This is a genomic window from Aureimonas flava (assembly GCF_003583935.1).
In the GTDB taxonomy this organism is placed as follows: Bacteria; Pseudomonadota; Alphaproteobacteria; order Rhizobiales; family Rhizobiaceae; genus Aureimonas; species Aureimonas flava.
On the sequence record NZ_QYRN01000005.1, the window covers coordinates 312401 to 336083 of the forward strand.

At 70.0% G+C, this 23683-nt stretch carries 24 protein-coding genes and 1 other RNA gene; 9 read left to right on the forward strand and 16 right to left on the reverse strand.

Features of this window, described 5'->3' with window-relative positions; genetic code table 11:
- Window positions 1-38: 38 nt before the first annotated feature.
- The 3 genes from D3218_RS11295 to D3218_RS11305 all read right to left on the reverse strand — a co-directional run bounded on the left by D3218_RS11295 (window position 39) and on the right by D3218_RS11305 (window position 1665).
- Entirely contained in the window at window positions 39-185 is a 147-nt protein-coding gene (locus D3218_RS11295; protein ID WP_119540174.1) for a DUF1127 domain-containing protein, read from the reverse strand.
- 137 nt (window positions 186-322) lie between these two features.
- Window positions 323-1249 carry an NAD(+) diphosphatase gene (nudC, locus tag D3218_RS11300; protein WP_119540175.1) on the reverse strand — a complete coding sequence of 309 codons (927 nt, stop codon included), beginning with the start codon at window positions 1247-1249 and terminating at the stop codon, window positions 323-325.
- Window positions 1246-1665, reverse strand: coding sequence for an HIT domain-containing protein (locus tag D3218_RS11305; RefSeq protein WP_119540176.1), 420 nt, complete (start codon window positions 1663-1665; stop codon window positions 1246-1248). The genes nudC and D3218_RS11305 overlap by 4 nt, the downstream gene beginning before the upstream one ends.
- Before the next feature lie 30 nt (window positions 1666-1695).
- On the opposite strand from D3218_RS11305, the gene ffs reads away from it, so the two are divergent.
- The 5 genes from ffs (at window position 1696) to D3218_RS11330 (ending at window position 6272) form a co-directional block, all read left to right on the forward strand.
- Window positions 1696-1792: signal recognition particle sRNA small type (ffs, locus tag D3218_RS11310), an RNA gene on the forward strand.
- Between the two features lie 225 nt (window positions 1793-2017).
- Entirely contained in the window at window positions 2018-3952 is a 1935-nt protein-coding gene (locus tag D3218_RS11315; RefSeq protein ID WP_119540292.1) for a DNA polymerase III subunit gamma/tau, read from the forward strand.
- 24 nt (window positions 3953-3976) lie between these two features.
- A complete protein-coding gene (locus D3218_RS11320) occupies window positions 3977-4300 on the forward strand; it encodes a YbaB/EbfC family nucleoid-associated protein (RefSeq protein WP_119540177.1) in 324 nt (107 codons plus the stop codon).
- A 64-nt stretch (window positions 4301-4364) separates the two neighbouring features.
- Window positions 4365-4970, forward strand: coding sequence for a recombination mediator RecR (gene recR, locus D3218_RS11325; protein ID WP_119540178.1), 606 nt, complete (start codon window positions 4365-4367; stop codon window positions 4968-4970).
- A 78-nt stretch (window positions 4971-5048) separates the two neighbouring features.
- Window positions 5049-6272 carry a lytic murein transglycosylase gene (locus tag D3218_RS11330; protein WP_119540179.1) on the forward strand — a complete coding sequence of 408 codons (1224 nt, stop codon included), beginning with the start codon at window positions 5049-5051 and terminating at the stop codon, window positions 6270-6272.
- A 63-nt stretch (window positions 6273-6335) separates the two neighbouring features.
- On the opposite strand, the gene ppa is transcribed toward D3218_RS11330, so the two are convergent.
- The 4 genes from ppa to D3218_RS11350 all read right to left on the reverse strand — a co-directional run bounded on the left by ppa (window position 6336) and on the right by D3218_RS11350 (window position 9094).
- On the reverse strand, window positions 6336-6911 hold the full coding sequence (ppa, locus tag D3218_RS11335) for an inorganic diphosphatase (protein WP_119540180.1): 576 nt from the start codon (window positions 6909-6911) through the stop codon (window positions 6336-6338).
- A gap of 104 nt (window positions 6912-7015) precedes the next feature.
- Window positions 7016-7522: a GNAT family N-acetyltransferase gene (locus tag D3218_RS11340; RefSeq protein ID WP_119540181.1), complete on the reverse strand. Its 507-nt coding sequence runs from the start codon at window positions 7520-7522 to the stop codon at window positions 7016-7018.
- 157 nt (window positions 7523-7679) lie between these two features.
- Complete coding sequence (locus D3218_RS11345; RefSeq protein ID WP_119540182.1) at window positions 7680-8063, reverse strand: PH domain-containing protein; 384 nt, start codon at window positions 8061-8063, stop codon at window positions 7680-7682.
- Between the two features lie 2 nt (window positions 8064-8065).
- Window positions 8066-9094, reverse strand: a complete 1029-nt coding sequence (locus D3218_RS11350; RefSeq protein WP_119540183.1) for a zinc-binding alcohol dehydrogenase family protein — start codon at window positions 9092-9094, stop codon at window positions 8066-8068.
- Window positions 9095-9256: 162 nt separating this feature from the next.
- Between D3218_RS11350 and D3218_RS11355 the strand changes: the two genes are divergently transcribed.
- Complete coding sequence (locus D3218_RS11355) at window positions 9257-10696, forward strand: Nramp family divalent metal transporter (RefSeq protein WP_245415009.1); 1440 nt, start codon at window positions 9257-9259, stop codon at window positions 10694-10696.
- A gap of 90 nt (window positions 10697-10786) precedes the next feature.
- Here the strand turns inward: D3218_RS11355 and D3218_RS11360 are convergent, their stop codons facing one another.
- The 3 genes from D3218_RS11360 to D3218_RS11370 all read right to left on the reverse strand — a co-directional run bounded on the left by D3218_RS11360 (window position 10787) and on the right by D3218_RS11370 (window position 15138).
- A complete protein-coding gene (locus D3218_RS11360; RefSeq protein WP_119540185.1) occupies window positions 10787-10975 on the reverse strand; it encodes a hypothetical protein in 189 nt (62 codons plus the stop codon).
- Between the two features lie 159 nt (window positions 10976-11134).
- Window positions 11135-12964: a translational GTPase TypA gene (gene typA / locus D3218_RS11365; RefSeq protein ID WP_119540186.1), complete on the reverse strand. Its 1830-nt coding sequence runs from the start codon at window positions 12962-12964 to the stop codon at window positions 11135-11137.
- A 125-nt stretch (window positions 12965-13089) separates the two neighbouring features.
- Window positions 13090-15138, reverse strand: coding sequence for a M3 family metallopeptidase (locus D3218_RS11370; protein WP_119540187.1), 2049 nt, complete (start codon window positions 15136-15138; stop codon window positions 13090-13092).
- A gap of 232 nt (window positions 15139-15370) precedes the next feature.
- Between D3218_RS11370 and D3218_RS11375 the strand changes: the two genes are divergently transcribed.
- Window positions 15371-15778, forward strand: coding sequence for a MarR family winged helix-turn-helix transcriptional regulator (locus tag D3218_RS11375; RefSeq protein WP_245415010.1), 408 nt, complete (start codon window positions 15371-15373; stop codon window positions 15776-15778).
- Window positions 15779-15780: 2 nt separating this feature from the next.
- Here D3218_RS11375 and D3218_RS11380 read toward each other — a convergent pair whose 3' ends face one another.
- The gene (locus D3218_RS11380) at window positions 15781-16794 is read right to left on the reverse strand and encodes an LLM class flavin-dependent oxidoreductase (protein WP_119540189.1); all 1014 of its coding nucleotides are present in this window, start codon (window positions 16792-16794) and stop codon (window positions 15781-15783) included.
- Between the two features lie 181 nt (window positions 16795-16975).
- Here D3218_RS11380 and D3218_RS11385 point away from each other — a divergent pair, with 181 nt between their 5' ends.
- Window positions 16976-18754 (forward strand): L-lactate permease, encoded by a 1779-nt coding sequence (locus D3218_RS11385; protein WP_119540190.1) that lies wholly within the window; start codon window positions 16976-16978, stop codon window positions 18752-18754.
- A gap of 70 nt (window positions 18755-18824) precedes the next feature.
- Here D3218_RS11385 and D3218_RS11390 read toward each other — a convergent pair whose 3' ends face one another.
- Window positions 18825-20045 (reverse strand): argininosuccinate synthase, encoded by a 1221-nt coding sequence (locus D3218_RS11390; protein ID WP_119540191.1) that lies wholly within the window; start codon window positions 20043-20045, stop codon window positions 18825-18827.
- Window positions 20046-20334: 289 nt separating this feature from the next.
- Here D3218_RS11390 and D3218_RS11395 point away from each other — a divergent pair, with 289 nt between their 5' ends.
- Complete coding sequence (locus D3218_RS11395; protein ID WP_119540192.1) at window positions 20335-20973, forward strand: LysE family translocator; 639 nt, start codon at window positions 20335-20337, stop codon at window positions 20971-20973.
- A gap of 10 nt (window positions 20974-20983) precedes the next feature.
- On the opposite strand, the gene D3218_RS11400 is transcribed toward D3218_RS11395, so the two are convergent.
- The 4 genes from D3218_RS11400 to rlmN are packed head-to-tail and all read right to left on the reverse strand — an operon-like array spanning window position 20984 to window position 23616.
- Window positions 20984-21643, reverse strand: coding sequence for a glutathione S-transferase family protein (locus tag D3218_RS11400; RefSeq protein WP_119540193.1), 660 nt, complete (start codon window positions 21641-21643; stop codon window positions 20984-20986).
- A gap of 46 nt (window positions 21644-21689) precedes the next feature.
- The gene (locus D3218_RS11405; RefSeq protein WP_119540194.1) at window positions 21690-21911 is read right to left on the reverse strand and encodes a BrnA antitoxin family protein; all 222 of its coding nucleotides are present in this window, start codon (window positions 21909-21911) and stop codon (window positions 21690-21692) included.
- Window positions 21912-21921: 10 nt separating this feature from the next.
- A complete protein-coding gene (locus D3218_RS11410) occupies window positions 21922-22362 on the reverse strand; it encodes a hypothetical protein (RefSeq protein WP_119540195.1) in 441 nt (146 codons plus the stop codon).
- Between the two features lie 30 nt (window positions 22363-22392).
- A complete protein-coding gene (gene rlmN / locus D3218_RS11415) occupies window positions 22393-23616 on the reverse strand; it encodes a dual-specificity RNA methyltransferase RlmN (RefSeq protein ID WP_119540196.1) in 1224 nt (407 codons plus the stop codon).
- Window positions 23617-23683 lie beyond the last annotated feature (67 nt).

Here is a 23683-nt window from a genome sequence, read left to right on the forward strand (position 1 = left end):
CGGGGCCTTTTTCGTTGGGGCGATGGAGAAGCGGCGGCTTAGCGGCCGACGCGCACCATGCGGTCGATGTCGCCGCGCAGCACGCCGATGTCGCTCAGCATGCGGTCGTCCATGCTGTTGAGCTCGATGATGGTGCGGCGGTGCGAACGGAAGGACTGGATGCGCTGGGCGATGGAGTTGAGCATGGGAGCCTCGGGGAACGTCGGATTTCGTTGAACCCGATATACGCCCCGCAGATGCTTAAAAGGAGAGCATGTTTCGCACGACTGTTGTGCACATCGCGCATAACTCCGCCAATTCCGCGTTCATGTCATCTTAATGCCTATTTCGAAGACAGCTCGTTGCCGCTTGCGAAGGCAGCCAGCAGGTGGTGCGCGATCGCGAAGCGCGCCGGCGCGACGAGGCCCTCTGGATGCCGGTTCTCCATCATCGCCCGGACCTCCGCGCGGTCGAACCAGCGGCAGTCCTCAAGCTCGGTGGCGTCGAAGGCGATCGGCCCGTGGGGGCTCCGCGCGATGCAGCCGATCATCAGCGATCCGGGGAAGGGCCAGGGCTGCGAGGAATGGTAGCGCACCTCGTCCACCGCAAGGCCGGCCTCCTCCAGGGTCTCGCGCCGGACGGCGTCCTCCAGCGTCTCGCCCGCCTCCACGAAGCCGGCGAGGCACGACCACATGCCGGGCGCGAAATGCGGCTGGCGACCGAGCACGCAGCGCCCGGCCCCGTCGTGCACCAGCATGATCGACACGGGGTCGGTGCGCGGGAAGACGAGGTGCCCGCAGGCCGTGCAGCGGCGGCGGAAGCCGGCCGCCTCGCTGCGCGTCGGCGCGCCGCACCGCCCGCAGAAGCGCGCCGAGGCGTGCCAGTTCAGGAGATGGGCGGCCTGGGCGAGCTGCCCCTCCACCTCGGGCGGCAGCACCTCGCGCATGCCGAGCGCGCGAAGGTCCCAGCCGGCGACGTCGCCGTCCGGCTCGCGCGGCGCGATCGCGGCGGCGAGCCGGGGCGCGCCTCCCTCGTGCCCCAGCAGCAGTTCGATCGCCGCGTCGCCCGCCAGCGCGGCGGCCTCCGCCACAGAGAAGGCCGGGTCGGGCGTCTCGTCGCCCCGGCATAGCCACTGCCCGCCGGCGGTGAGGTAGACGCGCGCGGCGGGATCGGCGAGCGCCTCGGCCAGCGACGCCTCGTTGCGCAGTTCGCCGTCGCGGCGCAGCGGGTTGCGGGAGTAGCCGAGGCGGGGAGGATCTGCGGGGGTCATGCGAGTCTTTCCAGGACGGAGCGGGCGAGCGCCTCCTCGGCGCCGGCCGGATAGGGAAGGGCGCTCTCGAAGCCCCAGACCGGCCTCGGCCAGTTCGGGTCGCCGGACGAGCGCGCGACGACGTGGAGATGGAACTGCCGGACGACGTTGCCGAGGGCGCCGAGATTGATTTTCTCCGACCCCGTGGCCGCGCTCAGGACCTCCGCGACGCGGTTCGCCTCCGCCAGGAGCGCCAGCCGGTCGCGTTCCTCCAGGTCGAACAGCTCGACCAAGGCAGGCCGGCGGGGCACCAGGATCAGCCAGGGCCAGCGCGCGTCGCGCATCAGCAGGAGCCGGCACAGCGGCAGGTCGCACAGGAAGCGCGTGTCCGCGTCGAGGCGTTCGTCGAGCGAGAAGGCGAGGGGGTCGGCTTGCATTTCGAGGCGATCTCCACGATATGGAGGGCGGGAGGTTGGTGGTGGACGAGCCGCTCGCCAACCGGGTCAGGTCCGGAAGGAAGCAGCCCCAACGATTCCGGCACGGGTCATCGTGCCAGCCTCCCACCCTTTCGTCCGGCATCCGGTGTCCGGGGCGATTCGCCTTCATAGGCGAAGCGCGCGGTCGCCGCGAGATGCGACGGATCTGCCCATCCCGAGCCCGATCGCTTTTTCCATGTCGGCCGTCGCTGCGACGGCGCGCCGATTGCATTGTGCGAAAAGCCGCGTAGGGTCGCGCCGGCGCCGCCGGCTCGAGCAGCCGGTCGCCGCGCCCCGCAGCCGAATGGAGCCGATGGCCGAGGATCCCCATCCCCCGACCGCCGCGACGCCCTACCGCGTCCTGGCGCGCAAGTACCGTCCCCGTTCCTTCGACGACCTGATCGGCCAGGAGCCGATGGTGCGCACCCTGACCAACGCCTTCGAGGCGGGGCGCATCGCGCAGGCCTGGATGCTGACCGGCGTGCGCGGGGTCGGCAAGACCACCACGGCGCGCATCCTCGCCCGTGCGCTGAACTACGAGACCGAGACCGTCCACCAGCCGACGATCCACATGATCGAGCCCGGCCTCCACGATCAGGCGATCATGGAGGGGCGCCATGTGGACGTGGTGGAGATGGACGCCGCCTCGCACACGGGCATCGACGACATCCGCGAGATCATCGCGCAGGTGCGCTACCGCCCGGTCTCGGCGCGCTACAAGGTCTACATCATCGACGAGGTCCACATGCTGTCCACGCAGGCCTTCAACGGCCTGCTGAAGACGCTGGAGGAGCCGCCAGAGCACGTGAAGTTCGTGTTCGCCACCACCGAGATCCGCAAGGTCCCCATCACCGTCCTGTCGCGCTGCCAGCGCTTCGACCTGCGGCGCGTCGATCCGGCCGTGATGATCGCGCACCTGCGCCGGGTACTGGACGCCGAATCCGTCGAAGCCGACGACGACGCGCTGCGCCTCCTCGCCCGCGCGTCGGAGGGATCGGTGCGCGACGCGCTGTCGCTCACCGACCAGGCGATCGCCCACGGCGCGGGCCATGTCGAGGCCGGCACGGTGCGCGACATGCTGGGCCTTGCCGACCGGGCGCGCATCGTCACCCTGTTCGAGCTGCTGATGCGGGGCGACGGAGCGGGGGCGCTGCGCGAGTTCGCCGGACAGTACGAGGTCGGCGCCGATCCGCTGGTGGTGCTGACGGACCTTGCGGACTTCACCCATCTCGTCACCTCGCTGCGCTTCGTGCCCGAGACCGCGGGCGACGCCTCGCTTTCGCCGGTCGAGGTGGAGCGCGGCCGCGACTTCGCCGAGCGCCTGTCGGTGCGCACCCTGTCCGAGGTCTGGCAGATGCTGCTCAAGGCGATCGAGGAGACGCGCGCGGCGAGCGCGCCGCGGCAGGCGGCCGAGATGGCGCTGATCCGCATCGCCTACGCCACCACGCTGCCCTCGCCGGAAGACCTCGCCCGGCTCCTGCGCGAGGGGGGCGCGCGCCCGGCGTCGAGCTCCCCCGGGCCGTCGAACGGGGCGGCAGCGCCGCGCGGCGACGGCGCACCGGCTGCGGTCGCGCCGTCCGTCTCGGCAGCCGTCGCGGCCCCCCCGCCGACGGCGCCGCAGATGCGCGCCGGCGGGCCGACCCTGGCCGCGCGCATGGTGGCCTCCGCCCCGCAGCCCGTGTCGCCGGCCGCCGCGCCCGCCGTGGTGGCGGACCCCGACAGCCTGCCAGCCTCGCTGCGCGACCTGGAGAGGCTGGCGGGCGAGCGGCGCGACTCCCGCATGAAGGCATGGATCCGCCGCTATCTGCGCCTCGTGCGCATGGAGCCCGGACGCCTGGAGATCGAGCTTGCCGATGGCGCGCCGGTGGCGCTCTCCGGCGAGCTCACCAAGCGGCTGTTCGAATGGACCGGCATGCGCTGGGTCGTCACGGTGGCCGGCAAGGGCGGCGGCGAGACGCTGGAGGAGGCGGACGCCGCGCGCCGTGCGCGTCTGATCGCCGAGGCCGAGGCCGACCCGGAGGTCGCCGCGATCCTCGCCGCCCTGCCGGGCGCGAAGGTGCGCGAGGTGCGCCTGCGCGGGGAGCCGGAACCGGCCGAGCCGGCCGACGACGGACCGCCGCTCGCCGACGAGAGCGACCTGCCGGAACGCATCGACATCGACCCGTCGGACCTTGGCTTCGACGGCGGCGATGACGACATGGGGGAGGGCGTCCTGTTCGAGGCGGACGCCGACCCCGAGGACGACTGACATCAACAGCAAGGGACAGGGCGCATGAAGGACCTCATGGGCATGATGAAGCAGGCCAAGGCCATGCAGGAGAAGATGCAGGGGTTGCAGGCCGAGATCGCCGAGACCACGGCCTCCGGGCAGGCCGGCGGCGGCGTCGTGTCGGTGACGCTGAAGGGCACGGGCGAGCTGGTCTCGGTCGAGCTCGACCCCTCGCTGCTCAAGCCCGACGAGAAGGACATCCTCGAGGATCTCCTGGTCGCCGCCCATGCCGACGCCAAGCGCAAGCTCGACGCCGTGGTGCAGGAGAAGACGCAGGCCCTGACCGCCGGCCTGCCGCTGCCGCCGGGCATGAAGCTGCCTTTCTAGGCGTCCGTCTCCCAGCCGCCGGGCGCCCGCGCGCCCGGCTTCGCCCCTTCGAGGCCGCCCTTCCATGTCCAAGACCATCGCCGGCCCCGAGATCGAGCGGCTGATCCAGCTTCTGTCGAAGCTTCCCGGCCTCGGCCCCCGCTCGGCCCGGCGCGCCGCGCTGCACCTCGTGAAGCGGCGGGAGCAGATTCTGCGGCCCTTGGGCGATGCGATGGCGGAGGCCGCCGAGAAGGTGCGCGTCTGCTCCAACTGCGGCAACATCGACACGCGCGACCCCTGCACGATCTGCCGCGACCCCGCGCGCGACCAGACCACGGTGATCGTGGTGGAGGACGTGTCCGACCTCTGGGCGCTGGAGCGGGCCAAGGCCCTCAACGCCGCCTATCACGTGCTGGGCGGCGTCCTGTCGCCTCTGGAAGGCGTCGGCCCCGACGACCTCACCATCCGCCGCCTGGTGGAGCGCGTGGCGGAAGGGTCGATCGGCGAGCTGGTGATCGCCGTCAACGCCACCGTCGAGGGGCAGACCACCGCGCACTACATCATCGACCAGCTCGCCGACTTCGATGTCTCGGTCACCCGCCTCGCGCATGGGGTGCCGGTGGGCGGCGAGCTCGACTACCTGGACGAGGGCACGCTCTCGGCCGCCATGCGCTCGCGCACGAAGATCTGATTCCCCGCCGCCGCGAGATCGACGCAAGCCCGCCGCATTAGCCTTCCGGCAGGACGAGGCATGCCGGGGACTTGAGACATGAGACGGATCGCATGGGCGCTGGCGGCATGGCTGGCGATGGGCGGGGTCGCCGCGGCGCAGGACGTGCAGGCCGGCTTCCGCGCCTTCCTGCAGAACGACATCTGGCCCGAGGCCCGCGCCGTCGGCGTGTCGCGGCGCACGTTCGACGCGGCATTCGAGGGCGTGCGCGCCAACACCAAGCTCCCCGACCTCCAACTGCCCGGCGACGCGGCCAAGGTCGAGGAGATCAACCGGCAGGCCGAGTTCCAGAGCCCGACCGCCTATTTCGACGAGGCGAAGATGGCGGCGACCGCCGCCCGCGGGCGCGCGATGCTCGCGCAGTATGCCGGCGTCATTAAGCGGATCGAGGCGCGCTACGGGGTTCCGGGGCCGATCGTGGTGGCCGTCTGGGGGCGCGAATCGGGCTACGGCGCGGCCAAGATCCCCTACGACGCCTTCGAGGTGCTCGGCACCAAGGCCTATCTCGCACGGCGCAAGGAGATGTTCCGGGCCGAGCTCATCGCCGCGCTCCGGATCGTCCAGGACGGAGACCTGACGGCGGCGCAGATGAAGTCGTCCTGGGCCGGCGCGCTCGGCCAGCCGCAGTTCATGCCGACCAAGTTCCGCGCGCTCGCGGTGGACTTCGACGGCGACGGGCGCCGCGACATCTGGAACTCGGTGCCCGACACGCTCGCCTCGATCGCCAACTACCTGCGCCAGTCCGGCTGGCAGCCGGGGCGCGACTGGGGCTTCGAGGCCAGGGTGCCCGCGTCGGTGTCCTGCACGCTGGAAGGGCCCGACCAGGGGCGTCCGATCGCCGATTTCGCCCAGGCCGGCGTGACCCGCGTCTCGGGCCGCGCGTTTCCGCCGAACGAGATGCGGGCGACCGGCCATCTCCTGATGCCGGCCGGGCGCTTCGGGCCGGCCTTCGTGGCCACGCCCAACTTCTACGTCATCAAAGAGTACAACAACTCCGACCTCTACGCCCTGTTCATCGGGCACCTCGCCGACCGGATGGCGGGCGGCGGCCCGTTCTCGGGCGAATGGCGCAAGGTCGCGGGGCTGACGCGGGGCGACGTCGCGCGGCTCCAGGAGCGGCTCGTCGCGCGCGGCTACGACGTCGGTCGTCCGGACGGGCTCGCCGGCTTCAAGACGCGACGCTCGATCGGCGCCTATCAGGAAAAGGCGGGCCTGCCCTCCACCTGCTGGCCGACGCGCGAACTCGCCGCGCAGATGCGCTGAGCCGCCACGAAAAAGGGGGCCGCGGGGCCCCCTTCTCGAATTGGATCGTGCGTCCGGACGGCGTCAGGCGTTTTCCTGGCCCACGGGCGTCGCGGTCCTCTCCGCCTCCGTCGCGGCGTCGTAGCGCGCGACCGCCTCGCGGATCATCGTCTTCGCCTCGGCCGCGCCGGCCCAGCCGCCGATCTTCACCCACTTGCCGGGCTCCAGATCCTTGTAGTGCTCGAAGAAGTGCTCGATCTGCTTCAACGTGATCTCGGGCAGGTCGGTGTGCTCGAAGACCTTGGTGTAGCGCTGGGTCAGCTCGGGCGAGGGGACCGCGATCACCTTCTCGTCCAGACCCTTGTTGTCCTCCATCTTGAGGACGCCGATCGGGCGGCAGTTGATGACGCAGCCGGGAAACAGCGGGCGCGTCGAACAGACCAGGACGTCGATCGGGTCGCCGTCGTCCGACAGCGTGTGCGGCACGAAGCCGTAGTTCCCCGGATAGGTCATCGGGGTGTACAGGAAGCGATCCACGAAGAGCGCGCCGGACTCCTTGTCCATCTCGTACTTGATCGGATGACCCCCGACCGGCACCTCGATGATGACGTTGATGTCCTCGGGCGGGTTCTTGCCGCGAGCGATGGCGTCGATGCGCATGGAAATCTCCGAGTTGAGCTCGGCGGTTCCTAGCCAATCGCCGCGCGGGAGGCAATCGAAGGCGCACGGAAGGGTGAACGGCCGCCCGCCCGATGCCGGGGCGCCTACTGGAAGCAGTAGGCGATCTTGTGCAGCGTCACGCCCTCGAACGTCTCCGACCCGGTCGCCACGTCGGCGCCGCCGGCCGCTTCGTAGAAGCGCACGGCGTTCTCGTTGTCGGCGAGCGACCAGACCGCGACGCCGCGAAGGCCGCGCGCCGCCATCAGCGTGCGGCAGGCGTCGAACAGGCGCCGCCCGAAGCCGACGCCCTGGAACTCGGGCTTCAGATACAGCTCGTAGACCTCTCCGTCGACGCTGAGGCCCCGCGTGCGGTTCCGGCCGACCGTGGCGTAGCCGACGATCTCGCCGCCGTATTCCAGCACCAGGATGGTGGCCCGGTTGGCGATGGCCCGCGACCACCAGTCCGGCCCGCGCCGCGCCACCATGGCCGAGAGCGCCCGGTAGGGAATCAGGCCCCGGTAGGCCGACGTCCAGGACGCGGCGTGCACCAGCGAAAGCGCGCCGGCGTCGGCGGCCTCGGCAAGTCGGACATCGGCGGCGATCGTCTTCATGTCGCGTTAACTATGATCGCGGCGGGACGATCCATCGAATTCGACCGAAATGTGGACCGGGTATGTCGAGGGCATGCCATTGCGTTCTGGTAGCTCGGAGGGGCGAGCGCCTCAATGGCTCGCGAGGCAAATCCCCACCGCAATGCGGCGGGCGTCCTCAGCCCCGCCCGAGGGTGCCGGAAGCCAGCGCCTTCTGGATGCCGGCGAGGTTGGTACCGCGCGACAGGTTCTGCAGGAAGGGCTGCGACTGGCCGGACACCCAGATGCGCAGCTCGGCGTCCGCGTCGAAGGAGCCGGCCGTCTCCACCGAGAACATGGTGATCGCCCGGTAGGGGATCGAATGGTAGGCGCGCTTGCGCCCGGTCATGCCCTGCTTGTCGACCAGGATCACGCGCCGGTCGGTGAACGCCATCTGGTCGCGCACGATCTGGAAAGCGACCTCGATCGTCTCGTCGGGCAGCAGGACCGGCTCCAGCTCGCGGGCGAGGGCGCCGGTGTCGAGGTCGCTGGCAAGGCCCAGGAGGCCCGAAAGGAGACCCATCCTCAAGCCTCCGGCGTCGCGGCCGGCCAGCCGGCGATCACGGTCTTGCCGAGCGTGCGCCCGGTCTCGCTCATCCGGTGCGCCTCGCGCACCGTCTCCGCCGAGATCGGCGCGAGGGTGCGGGTGCGGGTCGAGCGAATGCGCCCGGCGTCCACCAGCCGCGAGACCTCGGCCAGCAGCCGGTGCTGCTCGATCATGTCGGCGGTCTGGAAGACGGGGCGCGTGAACATGTACTCGAAGTGCAGCGACACCGATTTGAAGCGGATCGGCGACAGGTCCATCTCCGCGCTGTCGATCACGCAGAGATGCCCGAACGGGCGGATCAGAAGCCCGATGTCGGCCATGTGGTCCGGCGTCCGGGTGACGCCGAAGACGTAGTCCACCGGGCCGAGGCCCAGCGCCTCGATCTGCGGCGCCATGGGCTGCGAATGGTCGATCACGTGGTGGCAGCCGTGGTCGAGCGCGAAGTCCCGGCTCTCGGCGCGCGAGGCGGTGCCCACCACGGTCAGCCCGGTCAGCTCTCGGGCGAGCTGCGTGGCGATCGAGCCGACGCCGCCGGCCGCCCCGATCACCAGGAGCGTGCCCTTCTCGCTGAGGTCGGGCTGGATGCGGAAACGGTCGAACAGGGTTTCCCAGGCCGTGATCGCGGTGAGCGGCAGGGCGGCCGCGTCGGCGAAATCGAGGCGTGACGGCTTGCGGGCCACGAGCCGCTCGTCCACGAGCTGGAATTCCTGGTTGGAGCCCGGCCGGTCCACGGCGCCCGCGTAGAACACCGCGTCGCCGGGGCGGAACAGGGTCGCGTCCTCGCCCGCCGCCTCCACCGTGCCGGCCGCGTCGAAGCCGAGGATGCGCGGCAGCCGGGCGGGATCGCCCACCGGACCGCGCTGCTTGGTGTCCACCGGGTTGACCGACACCGCCTCGACCCGGATCAGGAGATCGCGGCCCGTCGGCGTGGGCGGCGGCAGGTCGAGATCCGCCAGATGCTCGACCGACCCGTCGGGAGGCGACGCCGCGTATCCCACCGCTCTCATGCTCGCCTCCGTCGCCTTTCGCCCGGCTGACCTATCGCGCGGCGCGCCGGCATCAAGGTTTCGTGGCGGTGCGGGCGCCTTTCCCGCAGCGCCCTATCTAGGGGGATTGCCCGAGGGGGCGCCCGCCGCGCTGGGGTCGGCGGGCCGCAATCAGGAGGATCGATGTCCAACCCAAGCAGGGAGATGCGCGGCTCGGCCGCCGATCTCTTCCCGACCCATGTCCTGGGTCGACCGGAGGTGCGCGAGCTACCGCCCGCGCCCGCCAACACCGGAAAGCTGATCGGCCCCGGCATCGTCGCCGCGGGCGTCGGCCTGTCGTCCGGCGAGTTCATTCTCTATCCCTACATCGCCAGCCAGGTCGGCATGGCCTTCGTCTGGGCGGCGCTGCTCGGCGTGATGACCCAGTTCTTCCTGAACATGGAGATCGAGCGATACACGCTGGCGACCGGCGAGACCGTGCTGACGGGCTTCAGCCGGTTCTGGCGGCACTGGGGCCTGGTGTTCGCGCTGATGACGTGCTTCGCCAATCTGTGGCCCGGCTGGGCGACGAGCTCGGCCACCATGCTGTCCTACATCGTGGGCGGCGAGCCACGCTGGATCGCGATCGCCATGCTGATCTCCATCGGGCTGATCCTGACGCTGGCGCCCGTGGTCTACGTCATGCTGGAGCGGCTCCAGATGGTGAAGGTCGCGGCCGTCGGCCTGCTGATCGTCATCGCGGGCTTCTTCGTGATCACGGCCGAGGACTGGGCGGCCCTGCCGCAGATCGTCACCACCGCCTCGATCCCGACCGAGCTCGGCTTCGCGCTGCTTCTGGGCGCGCTGGCCTTCGCGGGCGCCGGCGGCGGCCAGAACCTGTGCCAGTCCAACTGGATCCGCGACAAGGGTTTCGGCATGGGCAAGTACGTGCCGCGCATCCGGAGCCCGGTGACCGGCCAGCCCGAGGCCGCACCCTCGACCGGCTTCGTGTTCGAGCCGACGCCCGAGCACATGGCTCGCTGGAACCGCTGGTGGCGCTTCGCCAACTGGGAGCAGCTCCTCACCTTCGTGGCGATCACCTTCGTCACCATCACGTTCACCTCGCTTCTCGCCTATGCGACGGTCTACGGGCAGGAGGGGCTCCCCAACTCGGTGGCCTTCGTGCAGAGCGAAGGGCAGGTGCTGGCCGAGCGGGTCGGCGGCTGGTTCGGCGCGCTGTTCTGGTTCATCGGCGCCTTCTCGCTGTTCGGGGCGGCCACGGGCATCGTGGACTATACGGCCCGGCTGGCAGCCGACGTGCTGCGCACCTCCTACCTGAAGCGCGCGAACGAAAGCCGCCTCTACTTCTGGATCGTCTGGACCCTGGTCGCGATCGGCGTGGTGGTCCTCCTGGCCGGGCTCACGCAGCCGCTCGTGCTGCTGGTGATCTCGGCCTGCGTCGGCGGCCTGATGATGTTCATCTATTCGGGTCTCCTGATCCGCCTCAACCGTCGCCTGCTGGTGCCCGAGATCCGGCCGGGACCGGGCCGCGTCGCGGCGCTCGCCTGGGGCTTCCTGCTGTTCGGCTTCCTGTCGGTGCTCACCGTGGCCCAGCAGATCCCGAAGCTCTGGGGGGGCGGCTGACCACATGAAAAAAGGCGGTGCCGGTTCCCGGCATCGCCTCGCTCGCGTCGATCGTTCGTGAGTGCGCCAGCCGTCCCGTCGGTTCCGCCCTCAGGCCTTGGTGGCGGCTCGAAGGCCCGGCGGACGGCGGTTCATCCAGCCCGCGCCCTGTCCGGCCTGCATCGACTGGTCCGGCAGGGAGGCGCCGAGCGCGCTGAACCAGTCCTTCCGGTTCATGTCGATCGGCTGGAGGTGGTTGTCGGCGACGATCTCGCCGGCTTGGGGCGACAGGTACGACATGGCACATCCTCCTTGCCCGCTGAACGGCCGGAAGGGGGGCGCGTTCCTGCGGATGATGAAGGATTCGGCGCGATGATGCATTCGTGAACATGCGCCCACGAAAAAGGGGACGCGGGCGGTGCCGCGTCCCCTCGATAGGATCGTTCGTCGAGCTGGAGGTCAGGCGACCTTGCGGCTCTTCTCGAAGCGCTTGCGCTCGTTCGGGTCGAGATAGAGCTTGCGCAGGCGGATGTTCTTCGGCGTCACCTCGACCAGCTCGTCGTCCTGGATCCAGGAGAGGGCGCGGTCCAGCGTCATGCGGATCGGCGTCGTCAGCTTCACCGCCTCGTCCTTGCCGGCGGCGCGGATGTTGGTGAGCTGCTTGCCCTTGAGGACGTTCACCTCGAGGTCGTTGTCGCGGCTGTGGATGCCGATGATCATGCCCTCGTAGACCTTCACGCCCGGATCGATGATCATCGGGCCGCGGTCCTCGAGGTTGAACATGGCGTAGGCCACGGCCTCGCCGGCGGCATTGGCGATCAGGACGCCGTTGGTGCGGCCCGCCAGCGCGCCCTTGTAGGGGGCGTAGGAGTGGAACAGGCGGTTCATGATCGCCGTGCCGCGCGTGTCGGTGAGCAGTTCCGACTGGTAGCCGATCAGGCCGCGCGTCGGCGCATGGAACACGAGGCGCTGGCGACCGCCGCCCGACGGGCGCAGCTCCTTCATCTCGGCCTTGCGCTCGCTCATCTTCTGCACGACGACGCCCGAATGCTCCTCGTCGACGTCGATCACGACCTCTTCGATCGGCTCCAGCGTGTCGCCGGTGGCCTCGTCCTTCTGCATCACGACGCGCGGGCGCGAGACGCCGATCTCGAAGCCCTCGCGGCGCATGGTCTCGATCAGCACCGCGAGCTGAAGCTCGCCGCGGCCCGACACGAAGAAGGAGTCCTTGTCCTCCGATTCCTCGATCTTCAGCGCGACGTTGCCCTCGGCCTCCTTGAGCAGGCGGTCGCGGATTACGCGGCTCGTCACCTTGTCGCCCTCGGTGCCGGCGAGCGGCGAGTCGTTGACGATGAAGCTCATGGTGACGGTCGGCGGGTCGATCGGCTGCGCCTTGAGCGCCTCGCTCACGGACGGGTCGCAGAACGTGTCGGCGACGGTGCCCTTCTGGAGGCCCGCGATGGCGACGATGTCGCCCGCCTCGGCGTACTCGATCGGCGTGCGCTCCAGGCCGCGGAAGGCGAGGATCTTGGAGATGCGGCCCGACTCGAGCTGCTGGCCCTCGCCGTTCAGGACCTTGATCGTCTGGTTCGGCTTGATCGAGCCGGACTGGATGCGGCCCGTGATGAGGCGGCCCAGGAACGGGTTGGCCTCAAGGATCGTGCCGATCATCTTGAACGGCTCGTCCTTGCCGGCGGTGTCCGGCTCGGGAACGTGCTTCAGGATCAGGTCGAACAGCGGCTCCAGGCCCTTGTCCTGCGGGCCCTCCGGCGCCTCGGCCATCCACCCGGCGCGGCCCGAGCCGTAGAGCACGGGGAAGTCGAGCTGCTCGTCGGTGGCGTCGAGATTGACGAACAGGTCGAAGATCTCGTTCAGAACCTCCTCGTGGCGCTGGTCGGGGCGGTCGATCTTGTTGATCGCCACGATCGGCTTGAGGCCGACCTTGAGCGCCTTGCCGAGCACGAACTTGGTCTGCGGCATCGGGCCTTCCGACGCGTCCACCAGGATCACGGCGCCGTCCACCATGTTCAGGATGCGCTCCACCTCGCCGCCGAAGTCGGCGTGGCCCGGGGTGTCGACGATGTTGATCCGCGTGTCCTTCCACTCCACCGAGGTGGCCTTGGCGAGGATCGTGATGCCACGCTCCTTCTCGAGGTCGTTGGAGTCCATCGCGCGCTCTTCGGTGCGCTGGTTCTCGCGGAACGAGCCGGACTGGGCGAGCAGCTTGTCGACCAGGGTCGTCTTGCCGTGGTCAACGTGCGCGATGATCGCGATGTTGCGGAGCTTCATGTGTCGGGTCACCGGAAGGAGTTGAAACGCGTTTGGAGGCGCGTCTCAGAAGAAACGGCCCAAGGACGTCGCGGTCATTGGGCCGCTCCTTAAAGGATTTTTCGCAAAAGCGAAAGGGAGGTCCGTCAGGCCGCGAAACCGCGCTTGCGCATCAGCGCGTCCGGGTCGGGCGCGCGGCCGCGGAACCGCTCGTAGAGGGCGGCCGGGTCGTCCGAGTCGCCGGCGGCGTAGACGAACCGCCGGAGCCGCCCGGCGGTCTGCGCGTCGAACGGGTCGCCCGCCTCGCCGAAGGCCTCGAAGGCGTCGGCGTCGAGCACCTCCGACCACATGTAGGAATAGTAGCCCGCCGAATAGCCGTCGCCCGAGAAGATGTGGGCGAAGTGCGGCGAGCGATGGCGCATCACGATCTCCCGCGGCATGCCGAGCCCTGCCAGGATTTCCGCTTCGCGCGCCATCGGGTCGGCCGGCGCCTCCCGCTCGCGGTGGAACAGGAGGTCCACCAGGGCGGAGGCGGTGAACTCCACCGTGTCGAAGCCCGCGTCGAAGGTCCGCGCCGCCTCCAGCTTCCGCATCTTGGCGGCCGGCAGCGGCTCGCCCGTCTCGGCGTGCAGCGCGTGGCGCTCGAGGATCGCCGGCACGGTGAGCCAGTGCTCGAAGAGCTGGGACGGCAGTTCCACGAAGTCGCGCGCCACGGCGGTGCCGGCGAGCGAGGGGTAGGTGACGTCCGACAGGAGCCCGTGCAGCGCGTGGCCGAACTCGTGGAACAGCGTGCGCGCGTCGTCCACCGACAGGAGCGCCGGCCGGCCGCGCGCCGGCTTGGCGAAGTTGCACACGTTGTAGATCACGGGCGTCTGGCCGCCGTCGATCCGGTGCTGCGAGCGCAGCGCGCTCATCCAGGCCCCGGATCGCTTGGAGGTGCGGGCGAAATAGTCGCCGATGAAGAGGCCCCGTTCGGTCCCGTCGGCGTCGAGGACGCGCCAGACGCGCGCGTCGGGATGCCAGGCGCGGATCTCGGGCAGGGGCTCGAACCGCAGGCCGAACAGCCGGCCCGCGACGTCGAAGGCGGCCTCGATCATCCGGTCGAGCTGGAAGTACGACTTCAGCGCCCCCTCGTCGATGGCGAACTCCGCCTGCCGCCGCTTCTCGGCATGGAAGCGCCAGTCGGCCGCCCCGAGTGGGGCGTTGTCCCCGCCGGAGGCCGCCAGGGTCGCGAGCGTGCGGGCGTCGGCCTCGGCGCGCTCGCGCGCCTTGTCCCAGACGCGCCGCAGCAGGGCCTCGACGGTCTCGGGCGTCCCGGCCATCGTGTCGTCGAGCTTGTAGGCGGCGAACGAGGGGAAGCCGAGGAGCCTCGCTTTCTCGGCCCGCAGTCGCAGGATCTCGGCGAGCACCGGGCGGTTGTCGGTCGCGCCCTCGCGCTCGCCCCGCCGCGTCCACGCCCCGAACACCTCCTCGCGCAGGCCCCGGTCCGGGCAATAGGTGAGGAACGGCACCACGATCGAGCGCGACAGGGTGACCACGTGGCCCGTCAGCCCCCGTTCGGCGGCGGCGTCCGCCATGGCCGAGACCAGGAAGGCCGGCAGGCCCGCGAGGTCGGTTTCCGCCACGGGGCGCGCGTAGGCGCTCTCGTCGGCCAGAACGTTCTGCGAGAAGCCCGTGCCGAGTTCGGCGAGCCGCGCGTTGATGTCGGCGAAGCGCTGTCGGTCGTCGCCCGCGAGCCGGGCGCCCGAGCGCACGAAACCGGCATGGGTGCGCTCCAGGAGGCGCATCTCCTCGGCGCCGAGGCCGGCCTCGGCGCGTCGCTCGAACAGGGCGTCGATCCGCGCGAACAGGGCGGCGTCCAGCGAGATGCGCGAGCCGTGGCGCGAGAGCGCGGGCGAGACGTCGCGCTCCACCTGCTGGATGCCCTCGCTGGTATGGGCGCCGGCCAGCGCGAAGAACAGCGAGGCGACGCGCGACAGCGGACGGCCCGCGCGCTCCAGGGCGAGGATCGTGTTCTCGAAGTCCGGCTCGGCGGCCTCGCCGGCGATCGCCTCGATCTCGGCCGCGTGCGCGTCCATCGCCCTGCGGAAGGCTGCGGCAAAGTCGTCCGGCGCCAGGCTTTCGAAGTCCGGAAGCAGCTGCCGCTGGGGAAAGGCAAGGCGGGAATCAAACGCCTCGATTTGGGATTCTGTCATTTTTAGGCTCATTTTCAAAGAATCGTCCCTTGCCCGTAGCCGTCGAATGAAGGACATGGTGCGGGCGACACGTGACGTCTCGGCCGATCGAAGGAACGGCTTGGCTCTCGATTGACGAAAAAGGCGGCGACCTGTGCCAGACTTGACGATGGGAAATGCGTTCGGGTTTCTCCTTACCGATACGTCTCGGCTTTTCCGACAGTATTTCGAGAAGACCGTCGCGGAAAACGGGTTGGGGCTGACCCCGGGTGAAATTCGGGCGCTCGGCCACGTGATCCGCTTCCGAGGGTCGCGCCAGGCGGTGCTCGCCGAACGGATGGGCGTCGAGCCGATGACCCTGTCCGCCTATCTCGACCGGCTGGAGGCGCGCAAGCTGATCCACCGGACGATGGACCCCAACGACCGCCGGGCCAAGCTGATCGAGCCGACCGAAGAGGCGTTCCGCATCATGCGCGAACTCGATCCGCTGTTCGACAAGATCTTCAGCTTCGCCACGCAGGGGCTCACCGAGGAGCAGATTCGCGCGGCCGGCGCCGTGCTGCGCATCGTGCGCGGCAACCTCAGCACCGACCCGCAGCTCGAGGAGCCGGTGAACCTCCTTTGCAAGGAGCCGCGCGCCGAGGGTTCGAACACGGCCTGACCCTATTCGGCGGCCTGCACGCTCGCGCCACCGATCGCGCGCATCGCGTCGGCGGCCAGCGCGAAGGAGTGCAGCCGGGCGCCGTGGTCGTGGATCTGGCCGGTCAGGATCACCTCGTCCGGCCGATAGCGGGCGACGAGCCGCTCCAGCCCCTCGCGAACCCGCGGCGGTCCGCCCACCACCGAGACGCGCAGCGCCTCGTCTACCATGGCGCGCGCGCCGGCGTCCAGAACCGCGTCGATATCGTCGACCGGCACGGGCAGCGGGCCAGGCCGACCCGAGCGCAGGCGCGCGAAGGCCTGCTGCATCGACGTCTGGAGGCGGCGGCCTTCGGCGTCCGTATCGGCGGCGAAGACGTTGATCGCCAGCATGAAGTGCGGCGCCGCCCACTCGGCCGAGGGTCGGAACGTCTGCCGGTAGATCTCCGCCGCGTCGTCCAGCGCCTGCGGGGCGAAGTGCGAGGCGAAGGCGTAGGGCAGGCCGAGATGGGCGGCGAGCTGCGCCCCGTAGAGGCTGGAGCCGAGGATCCAGACGGGCACGTTCGTTCCCGCGCCCGGCACGGCGCGAAGCCGCTGGCCGGGCTCGGCGTCGGCGAAATAGCCCATCAGCTCCACCACGTCCTGCGGGAAGCTGTCGGAGCTCTCGAGATTCCGGCGCAGCGCGCGGGCGGTCATCATGTCGGTGCCGGGCGCCCGGCCGAGCCCGAGGTCGATGCGGCCGGGATAAAGCGTCGCCAGCGTGCCGAACTGTTCGGCGATCACGAGCGGCGCGTGGTTGGGCAGCATGACGCCGCCGGCGCCGACGCGGATGGTTCGCGTGCCGGCGGCGACGTGGCCGATGGCCACCGCCGTCGCGGCGCTGGCGATGCCGGTCATGTTGTGATGCTCGGCCAGCCAGAAGCGCCGATAGCCGAGCCGCTCTGCCGCGCGGGCCAGATCCAGCGAGTTGGCCAGCGCGTCGGCCGCCGTGCCGCCTTCGGGAATGGGCGAGAGGTCGAGGACGGAATAGGGGATCATCGTCGGGCCTTCCTGCGAACGTCCCACCCAATTGGTTGCCCGAACACACGATTGTAAGGCCCCGCAAGCATCGAACCGCCTGCGCAACGTTGCGGCGGGGCGGCGCATGCGGTTGACTGCCCGATGCGGCGAGGGCGGGAGGCCCGAAGCCGATTCGACACGTGCAAGATGGGAGGGTCTCTTGCCGCAGTCCGTTCTTTTCGTGCTGGCGCTACTGCCGATCGCGGTGGTGCTGGTGCTTCTCGTCGTGATGCGCCGCTCGGCGAAGTTCGCCATGCTGGTCGCCTATGCCACCGCGGTGGTGCTGGCGCTGGCCGTCTGGGGGCAGACGTTCGGCACGGTCGCCGGAGCGACGGTCAACGGTCTGGTGACCGCGCTGACGCTTCTCTTCATCATCTTCGGCGCGATCCTGCTGCTGCAGACGGTCCAGGAAAGCGGCGCCATCCGGGCGATCCGCCGGGGCTTCACCGAACTGTCGCCGGACCGGCGCATCCAGGCGCTCATCGTCGCCTGGCTGTTCGGCTCGATGATCGAGGGTGCCTCGGGCTTCGGAACGCCGGCGGCGGTCGCCGCCCCGCTGCTGGTCGCGATCGGCTTCCCGGCCATGGCCGCCGTCCTGGTGACGCTCATCATCCAGTCGACGCCGGTCTCCTTCGGAGCCGTGGGCACGCCGATGCTGGTCGGGGTCGGGACGGGCCTGTCCAACAGCGACATGGTGACCCAGAGCATCGCGCCCACGACGCTCTCCGAATACGTCGTGCAGCTGGCGGTCAACGTCGCCATGGTGCATGCGCTGGTCGGCTTCGTGGTGCCGCTCATCATGGTGGGCATGCTGACGCGCTTCTTCGGTGCGAACCGCTCGTTCCGCGAGGGGTTCGCGGTCTGGCCGTTCGCCCTGTTCTGCGGCTTCGCCTTCACGGTTCCCTATTTCCTGGTGGCGCTGCTGCTGGGCCCGGAGTTCCCGTCGCTGCTGGGCGGCCTGATCGGCCTCGCCATCGTGGTGCCCGCCGCGCGCCGGGGCTTCCTGATGCCCGCGACGCGCTTCGACTTCCCGGCCCGCGCCGGCTGGAACGAGAACTGGTTCGGGCGGATGCGGACCGCAGGCGACGGGGCCGAGGACGCGGCGGAAGGCCAGGGCATCTCGCTCCTGCGCGCCTGGTCTCCCTATCTCGTCGTCGCCCTGCTCCTGGTGGCGACGCGCACCGTTGCGCCCCTGAAGGCGGCGCTGACCTCGCCCGACGCGACGCTCGCCTTCCGCGACCTGTTCGGATCGGGCATCAACGCCAGCGCCCAGCTCCTGTATTCGCCGGGCACGATCCTGATCCTCGCATCGCTCCTGTCGTTCCTGATCTTCCGCATGTCGGGACGGGCCTACGGTCGGGCCTGGCGCAACTCGGCGGCGACCATGGTCTCGGCCGCCCCGGCGCTCCTGATCGCGGTGCCGATGGTGCAGGTCTTCATCAACACGGGGCGCGGGCCGCTGGAATCGATGCCCCTGGTGCTGGCCGAGACGGTGGCCGGCGTGACGGGGTCGCTCTGGCCCCTGTTCTCGCCGCTGATCGGGGCGCTGGGCGCCTTCGTCGCCGGCTCCAACACCGTGTCCAACATGATGTTCTCGCTGTTCCAGTTCTCGGCGGCCGAGCAGATCGGACTGACCGGCCTGTCAACGATCCTGGTGGTCACGCTCCAGGCGGTCGGCGGCGCGGCCGGCAACATGATCTGCGTGCACAACGTGGTGGCGGCCTCGGCCGTGGTCGGCCTCACCGACCGCGAGGGGGACGTGATCCGCATGACGCTGATCCCGATGGCCTACTACACGCTGCAGGCCGGCCTGATCGGCATGGCGCTGATCGCCGGCGGCATCTGGTGGGTGCTGGCGGCTCTCTGGCTCGCCGTGGTGCTCACGGGGATGACGTTCAACAGGGGCCGGGCCTTGCCGGGTTCGGTCGCCACGGCCTGAGCGGGCCGGCAGACACGCGAAGGGGCCGGCGGAGCGATCCGCCGACCCCGTTCGTTTAGCGTCCCCGACTTCAGAGGCCGTTGCGCTTGGCGAGCGTGCGCAGGCGCAGGGCGTTCAGCTTGATGAAGCCGGCGGCGTCCTTCTGGTCGTAGGCGCCCTGGTCGTCCTCGAAGGTGACGAGCTTGTCGGAATAGAGCGACTTCGGCGACGCGCGGCCGGTGACCATGACGTTGCCCTTGTAGAGCTTCAGCGTCACCTCGCCCTCGACGTGTTCCTGGCTGCGGTCGATCAGGGCCTGCAGCATCTCGCGCTCCGGCGAGAACCAGAAGCCGTAGTAGATGAGCTCCGCGTAGCGCGGCATCAGCTCGTCCTTGAGATGCGCGGCGCCCCGGTCCAGTGTGATGCTCTCGATCGCGCGGTGGGCGGCGAGCAGGATCGTGCCGCCCGGCGTCTCGTAGACGCCGCGCGACTTCATGCCGACGAAGCGGTTCTCCACGAGGTCGAGCCGGCCGATGCCGTTGTCGCGGCCGTAGTCGTTGAGCTTGGCGAGCAGCGTCGCGGGCGACAGGCGCGTTCCGTCGATCGACACCGCGTCGCCGCGCTCGAAGCCGATGGTGATCGTGGTCGCCTTGTCGGGCGCGGCCTCGGGCGAGATCGTGCGCATGTGGACGTATTCCGGCGCCTCGACGCTCGGATCCTCCAGCACCTTCCCTTCGGAGGACGAGTGAAGGAGGTTGGCGTCGACCGAGAAGGGGGCTTCGCCCTTCTTGTCCTTGGCGACCGGGATCTGGTTCTTCTCGGCGAAGTCGAGAAGGTCCGTCCGGCTCTTGAACGACCAGTCGCGCCAGGGAGCGATGATCTTGATGTCCGGATTCAGCGCGTAGGCCGAGAGCTCGAAGCGAACCTGGTCGTTGCCCTTGCCGGTCGCGCCGTGGGCGATGGCGTCGGCGCCGGTGCGCTTGGCGATGTCGATCAGGTGCTTGGAGATCAGCGGCCGGGCGATCGAGGTGCCCAGGAGATAGACGCCCTCGTAGACCGCGTTGGCGCGGAACATCGGGAACACGAAGTCGCGCACGAACTCCTCGCGCACGTCCTCGATGAAGATCTCCTTGATCCCGAGCATCTCGGCCTTGCGGCGCGCGGGCTCCAGCTCCTCGCCCTGGCCGAGATCGGCGGTGAAGGTGACCACCTCGGCGCCGAGCTCGGTCTGGAGCCACTTCAGGATGATCGATGTGTCGAGGCCGCCGGAATAGGCGAGAACCACCTTCTTGACGTCGCGCGGAAGAGCCATGCTTCGGAATGTTCCCGGAAAGAGGACGATCGCGCCCCGAACCGGGAGCGCCGACGGCGCCTTTCGGGCAAGGGCGCCCCGAAGGTTCCGTCGGGCGCTCTTAACAAAGCGCCGTGGGCGAAGAAAGAGCGCAGGCGCCCGGCGACAGGTCGCCGCCGCTTTCCCGCGACCTCGCGATGACGTAAGAGTGATCCTCCGACGACGGGGCGCGGCACGAGCCCGGCGCACCCCCGATCCGGCTCACTGTCCTCGAGGCCCGCGCACGCGGGCGGCTCGCACCGGAGGCCGCATGACCTTCCTGCCGGATCTGTCGGCCCTTGCGGCCTTCACCCTGGCCGCCGTGGTGCTGACCATCACGCCCGGACCGGACATGACGCTGTTCCTCGGGCGCACGCTGGCGCAGGGGCGCCGGGCGGGCCTTGCCGCCTATTGCGGCGCCTGCACGGGATCGCTGATCCACACGACGCTGGCCGCCGTCGGCCTCTCGGCCCTGATCGCCGCCTCGCCGGAGGCGTTCCTCGCGCTGAAGGTCGTCGGCGCGGCCTATCTGGTCTGGCTGGCCGTGCAGGCGATCCGCCACGGCTCGTCGCTTTCGGTGGACAGAGCCAGGACGCCGCCCCAGCCCTTCGCCGCCAACTGGGCGACCGGGATCGGGATCAACCTCCTGAACCCGAAGATCATCCTATTCTTCGTGACGTTCCTGCCGCAGTTCGTCGCCGTTGGCGATCCGCATGCGGGGGGCAAGCTGTTCTTCCTCGGCGTCTACTTCATCGTGGTGGCGACGCCGATCACCTTCGCGATGATCCTCGCCGCCGACCGCATCGCCGCGACGCTCAAGACCAAGCCGGCCGTGATGCGCTTCATCGACTGGCTGTTCGCCTCGGTCTTCTCGGCCTTCGCGGTCCACATCCTGCTCGCCCGGGCCTGAGAGGCGCCCGTCAGGCGTAGGCGTAGGGGCCGCCGCGCTCCAGCGCCGCGCGATAGGCCGGTCGGGAATGGACGCGTTCCACGAAGGCCGGCAGGTTGCGCCGCGCGCCGAAGCCGACCCGCGCGCCGGCGGCCTCCAGCGGAAAGCTCATCATCACGTCGGCGATCGTCGGCTCCGGCCCGGCGAACCAGCCGCTGTCGGCCAGCGCCGCGTCCCAGTAGTCGAAGAGTTCGGCGAGGCGGGGCGCGAGGAGATGGGCGTCCACGCCCCGCATCAGCGCCTTGGCCACCGGCCGGATCAGCACGGGCGCCTGGCTGGGAATGCGGGCGAACACGAGCTTCATGAAGAGCGGCGGCATGGCCGACCCTTCCGCATGGTGCAGGAAATGCTGCATGCGCCACCAGTCGGGCGAGCCGCGCTCGGGCTGGAAGCGGCCGTGCCCGTGCGTCTCGGCGAGATAGGCGACGATCGCCCCGGTCTCGGCGAGGACGAGATCGCCCTCGGTCAGCACGGGCGACTTGCCGAGCGGGTGCACGGCCTTCAGCTCGGGCGGCGCCGCAAGGCTCGGCAGGCGCTCGTAGCGCCGCACCTCGTAGGGCACGCCGAGCTCCTCGAGCAGCCATAGGACGCGCTGCGAGCGCGAGTTGTTCAGGTGATGGAGCACGATCATGCCAGGCGAACTGGCACGATCGGCCCGTACAGCAAGGTCCGACGGTCTATTTCCCGGCCGCGCGGCGCAGCGCCTCGGCCATCCGGTCCTGCCAGCCGGGCCCATCCTCCTGAAACCACTCCAGCACCTCGGAATCGACCCGCAGCGTCACCTGCTCGCGCCGGCCGGGAACGGCGGGCGCCTCGCGCATGCGCTCGGGCGGCTTGACGGTGGCGGCCTTGAAGGCGGCTTCGGCGGCATCGCGCGGGTTGGAGGGTCGGCGGGCCATGGGGGCTCCTTCAGGGACGGGGAGGGGGAGGCGTGGCGGCTCTGCGTCGACGCCACGTGCCGGCGCCGTGGCCGGCGACCAGCCAGTAGACGAGCGCGAAGGCGAGGCCCGCGACGATCATCGCGGTCTCCAGCGCCGTGCTGCCCGCACCCGGCGGAATGCGCGCCGCCGCGAAGCCGGCGAGGATGCCCGTGCCGGCATGCACGAGGAGCGAACGCCAGCCGAGCGCCTCGGTCAGCACCATGAAGATGCCCCATGGCACGAGCGCCAGGGTGCCGACCTGCGCCGCCTGCGCGAAGAAGCCGACCGACAGTTCCAGCCAGACGCCCGGGGGGGACGACGCGCCGGAGGGCAGATCGACGAAGGGCCACAGGAGGGCGAAGCTCGCGGCGAAGCACGCCAGCACGAAGCCGATCGGGATTAGGAACAGGAAGCGCAGGACCTGGGCCATGCGGGGGAGCTGCCGGGACGGCGCGCGACGTCAGACCGCGACCGCCGCCTCCAGCGCCAGCCGGTCGCCGCGCTTCATACGCTCGGACTCGGACTTGAGCTGGCCGCAGGCGGCGAAGATGTCGCGCCCGCGCGGCGTGCGGATCGGCGAGGCGTAGCCGGCCTGGTTCACGAGATCGGCGAAGCGCTCGATCTGGTCCCAGTCGGAGCACTCGTAGGGGCTGCCCGGCCAGGGGTTGAACGGGATCAGGTTGATCTTGGCCGGAATGCCCTTGAGGAGGCGCACCAGCTCGCGCGCGTCGGCCAGGCTGTCGTTGACGCCTTTCAGCATCACGTATTCGAAGGTGATGCGCTTGGCGTTGGACAGGCCCGGATAGGCGCGGCAGGCGTCCATCAGCTGGCGGATCGGGTACTTCTTGTTGATCGGCACGAGCACGTCGCGCAGTTCGTCGGTCACCGCGTGGAGCGAGATGGCGAGCATCACGCCCATCTCGTCGCCCGTCTTCGGGATCATCGGCACGACGCCGGAGGTCGACAGCGTGATGCGGCGCCGGGACAGGGCCAGCCCGTCGCCGTCCGACACCACGGCGAGCGCCGCCTTGACGTTGTCGTAGTTATAGAGCGGCTCGCCCATGCCCATCATCACGACGTTGGACACGAGGCGCCCCTCGGAGGGCACGATGGCGCCCTGGGGCGTCGCCGCGTCGGGGAAGTCGCCCAGCCGCTCGCGCGCCGTCAGCACCTGGCCGACGATCTCCGACGGCTCGAGGTTGCGCACGAGGCGCTGCGTGCCGGTGTGGCAGAAGGTGCAGGTGAGCGTGCAGCCGACCTGGGATGAGACGCACAGCGTGCCGCGCCCTTCCTCGGGGATGTAGACGGTCTCGATCTCCACCGGGCGGCCGGCGCCGCGCGGGGGAAAGCGGAACAGCCACTTGCGCGTGCCGTCGACGGAGATCTGCTCCTCGACGATCTCCGGCCGCGCGATCTCGAAATGCTGGTCCAGCGTCGCGCGAAGATCCTTGGAGACGTTGCGCATCTCCTCGAAGTCCCGCACGCCGCGCACGTAGAGCCAGTGCCAGAGCTGCTGGACGCGCATCTTCGCCTGCTTGGGCGGAATGCCGGCCTCCACCAGCGCCGCGCCCATCTCCTCGCGCGACAGGCCGAGCAGCGAGCGCCGGGCCGAAGCCGGGGCGGCGACGGGCGCGGCCGGGCGCGCGCCCGGCGCGGAACTCGTGAGGTCGATCGACACGCTCATGAAGATACCTTGCCCCGCGCGAGGCTCGCGCTCGCGCCCCGCTTCTCGTACTGGACTTCGTCTGGAT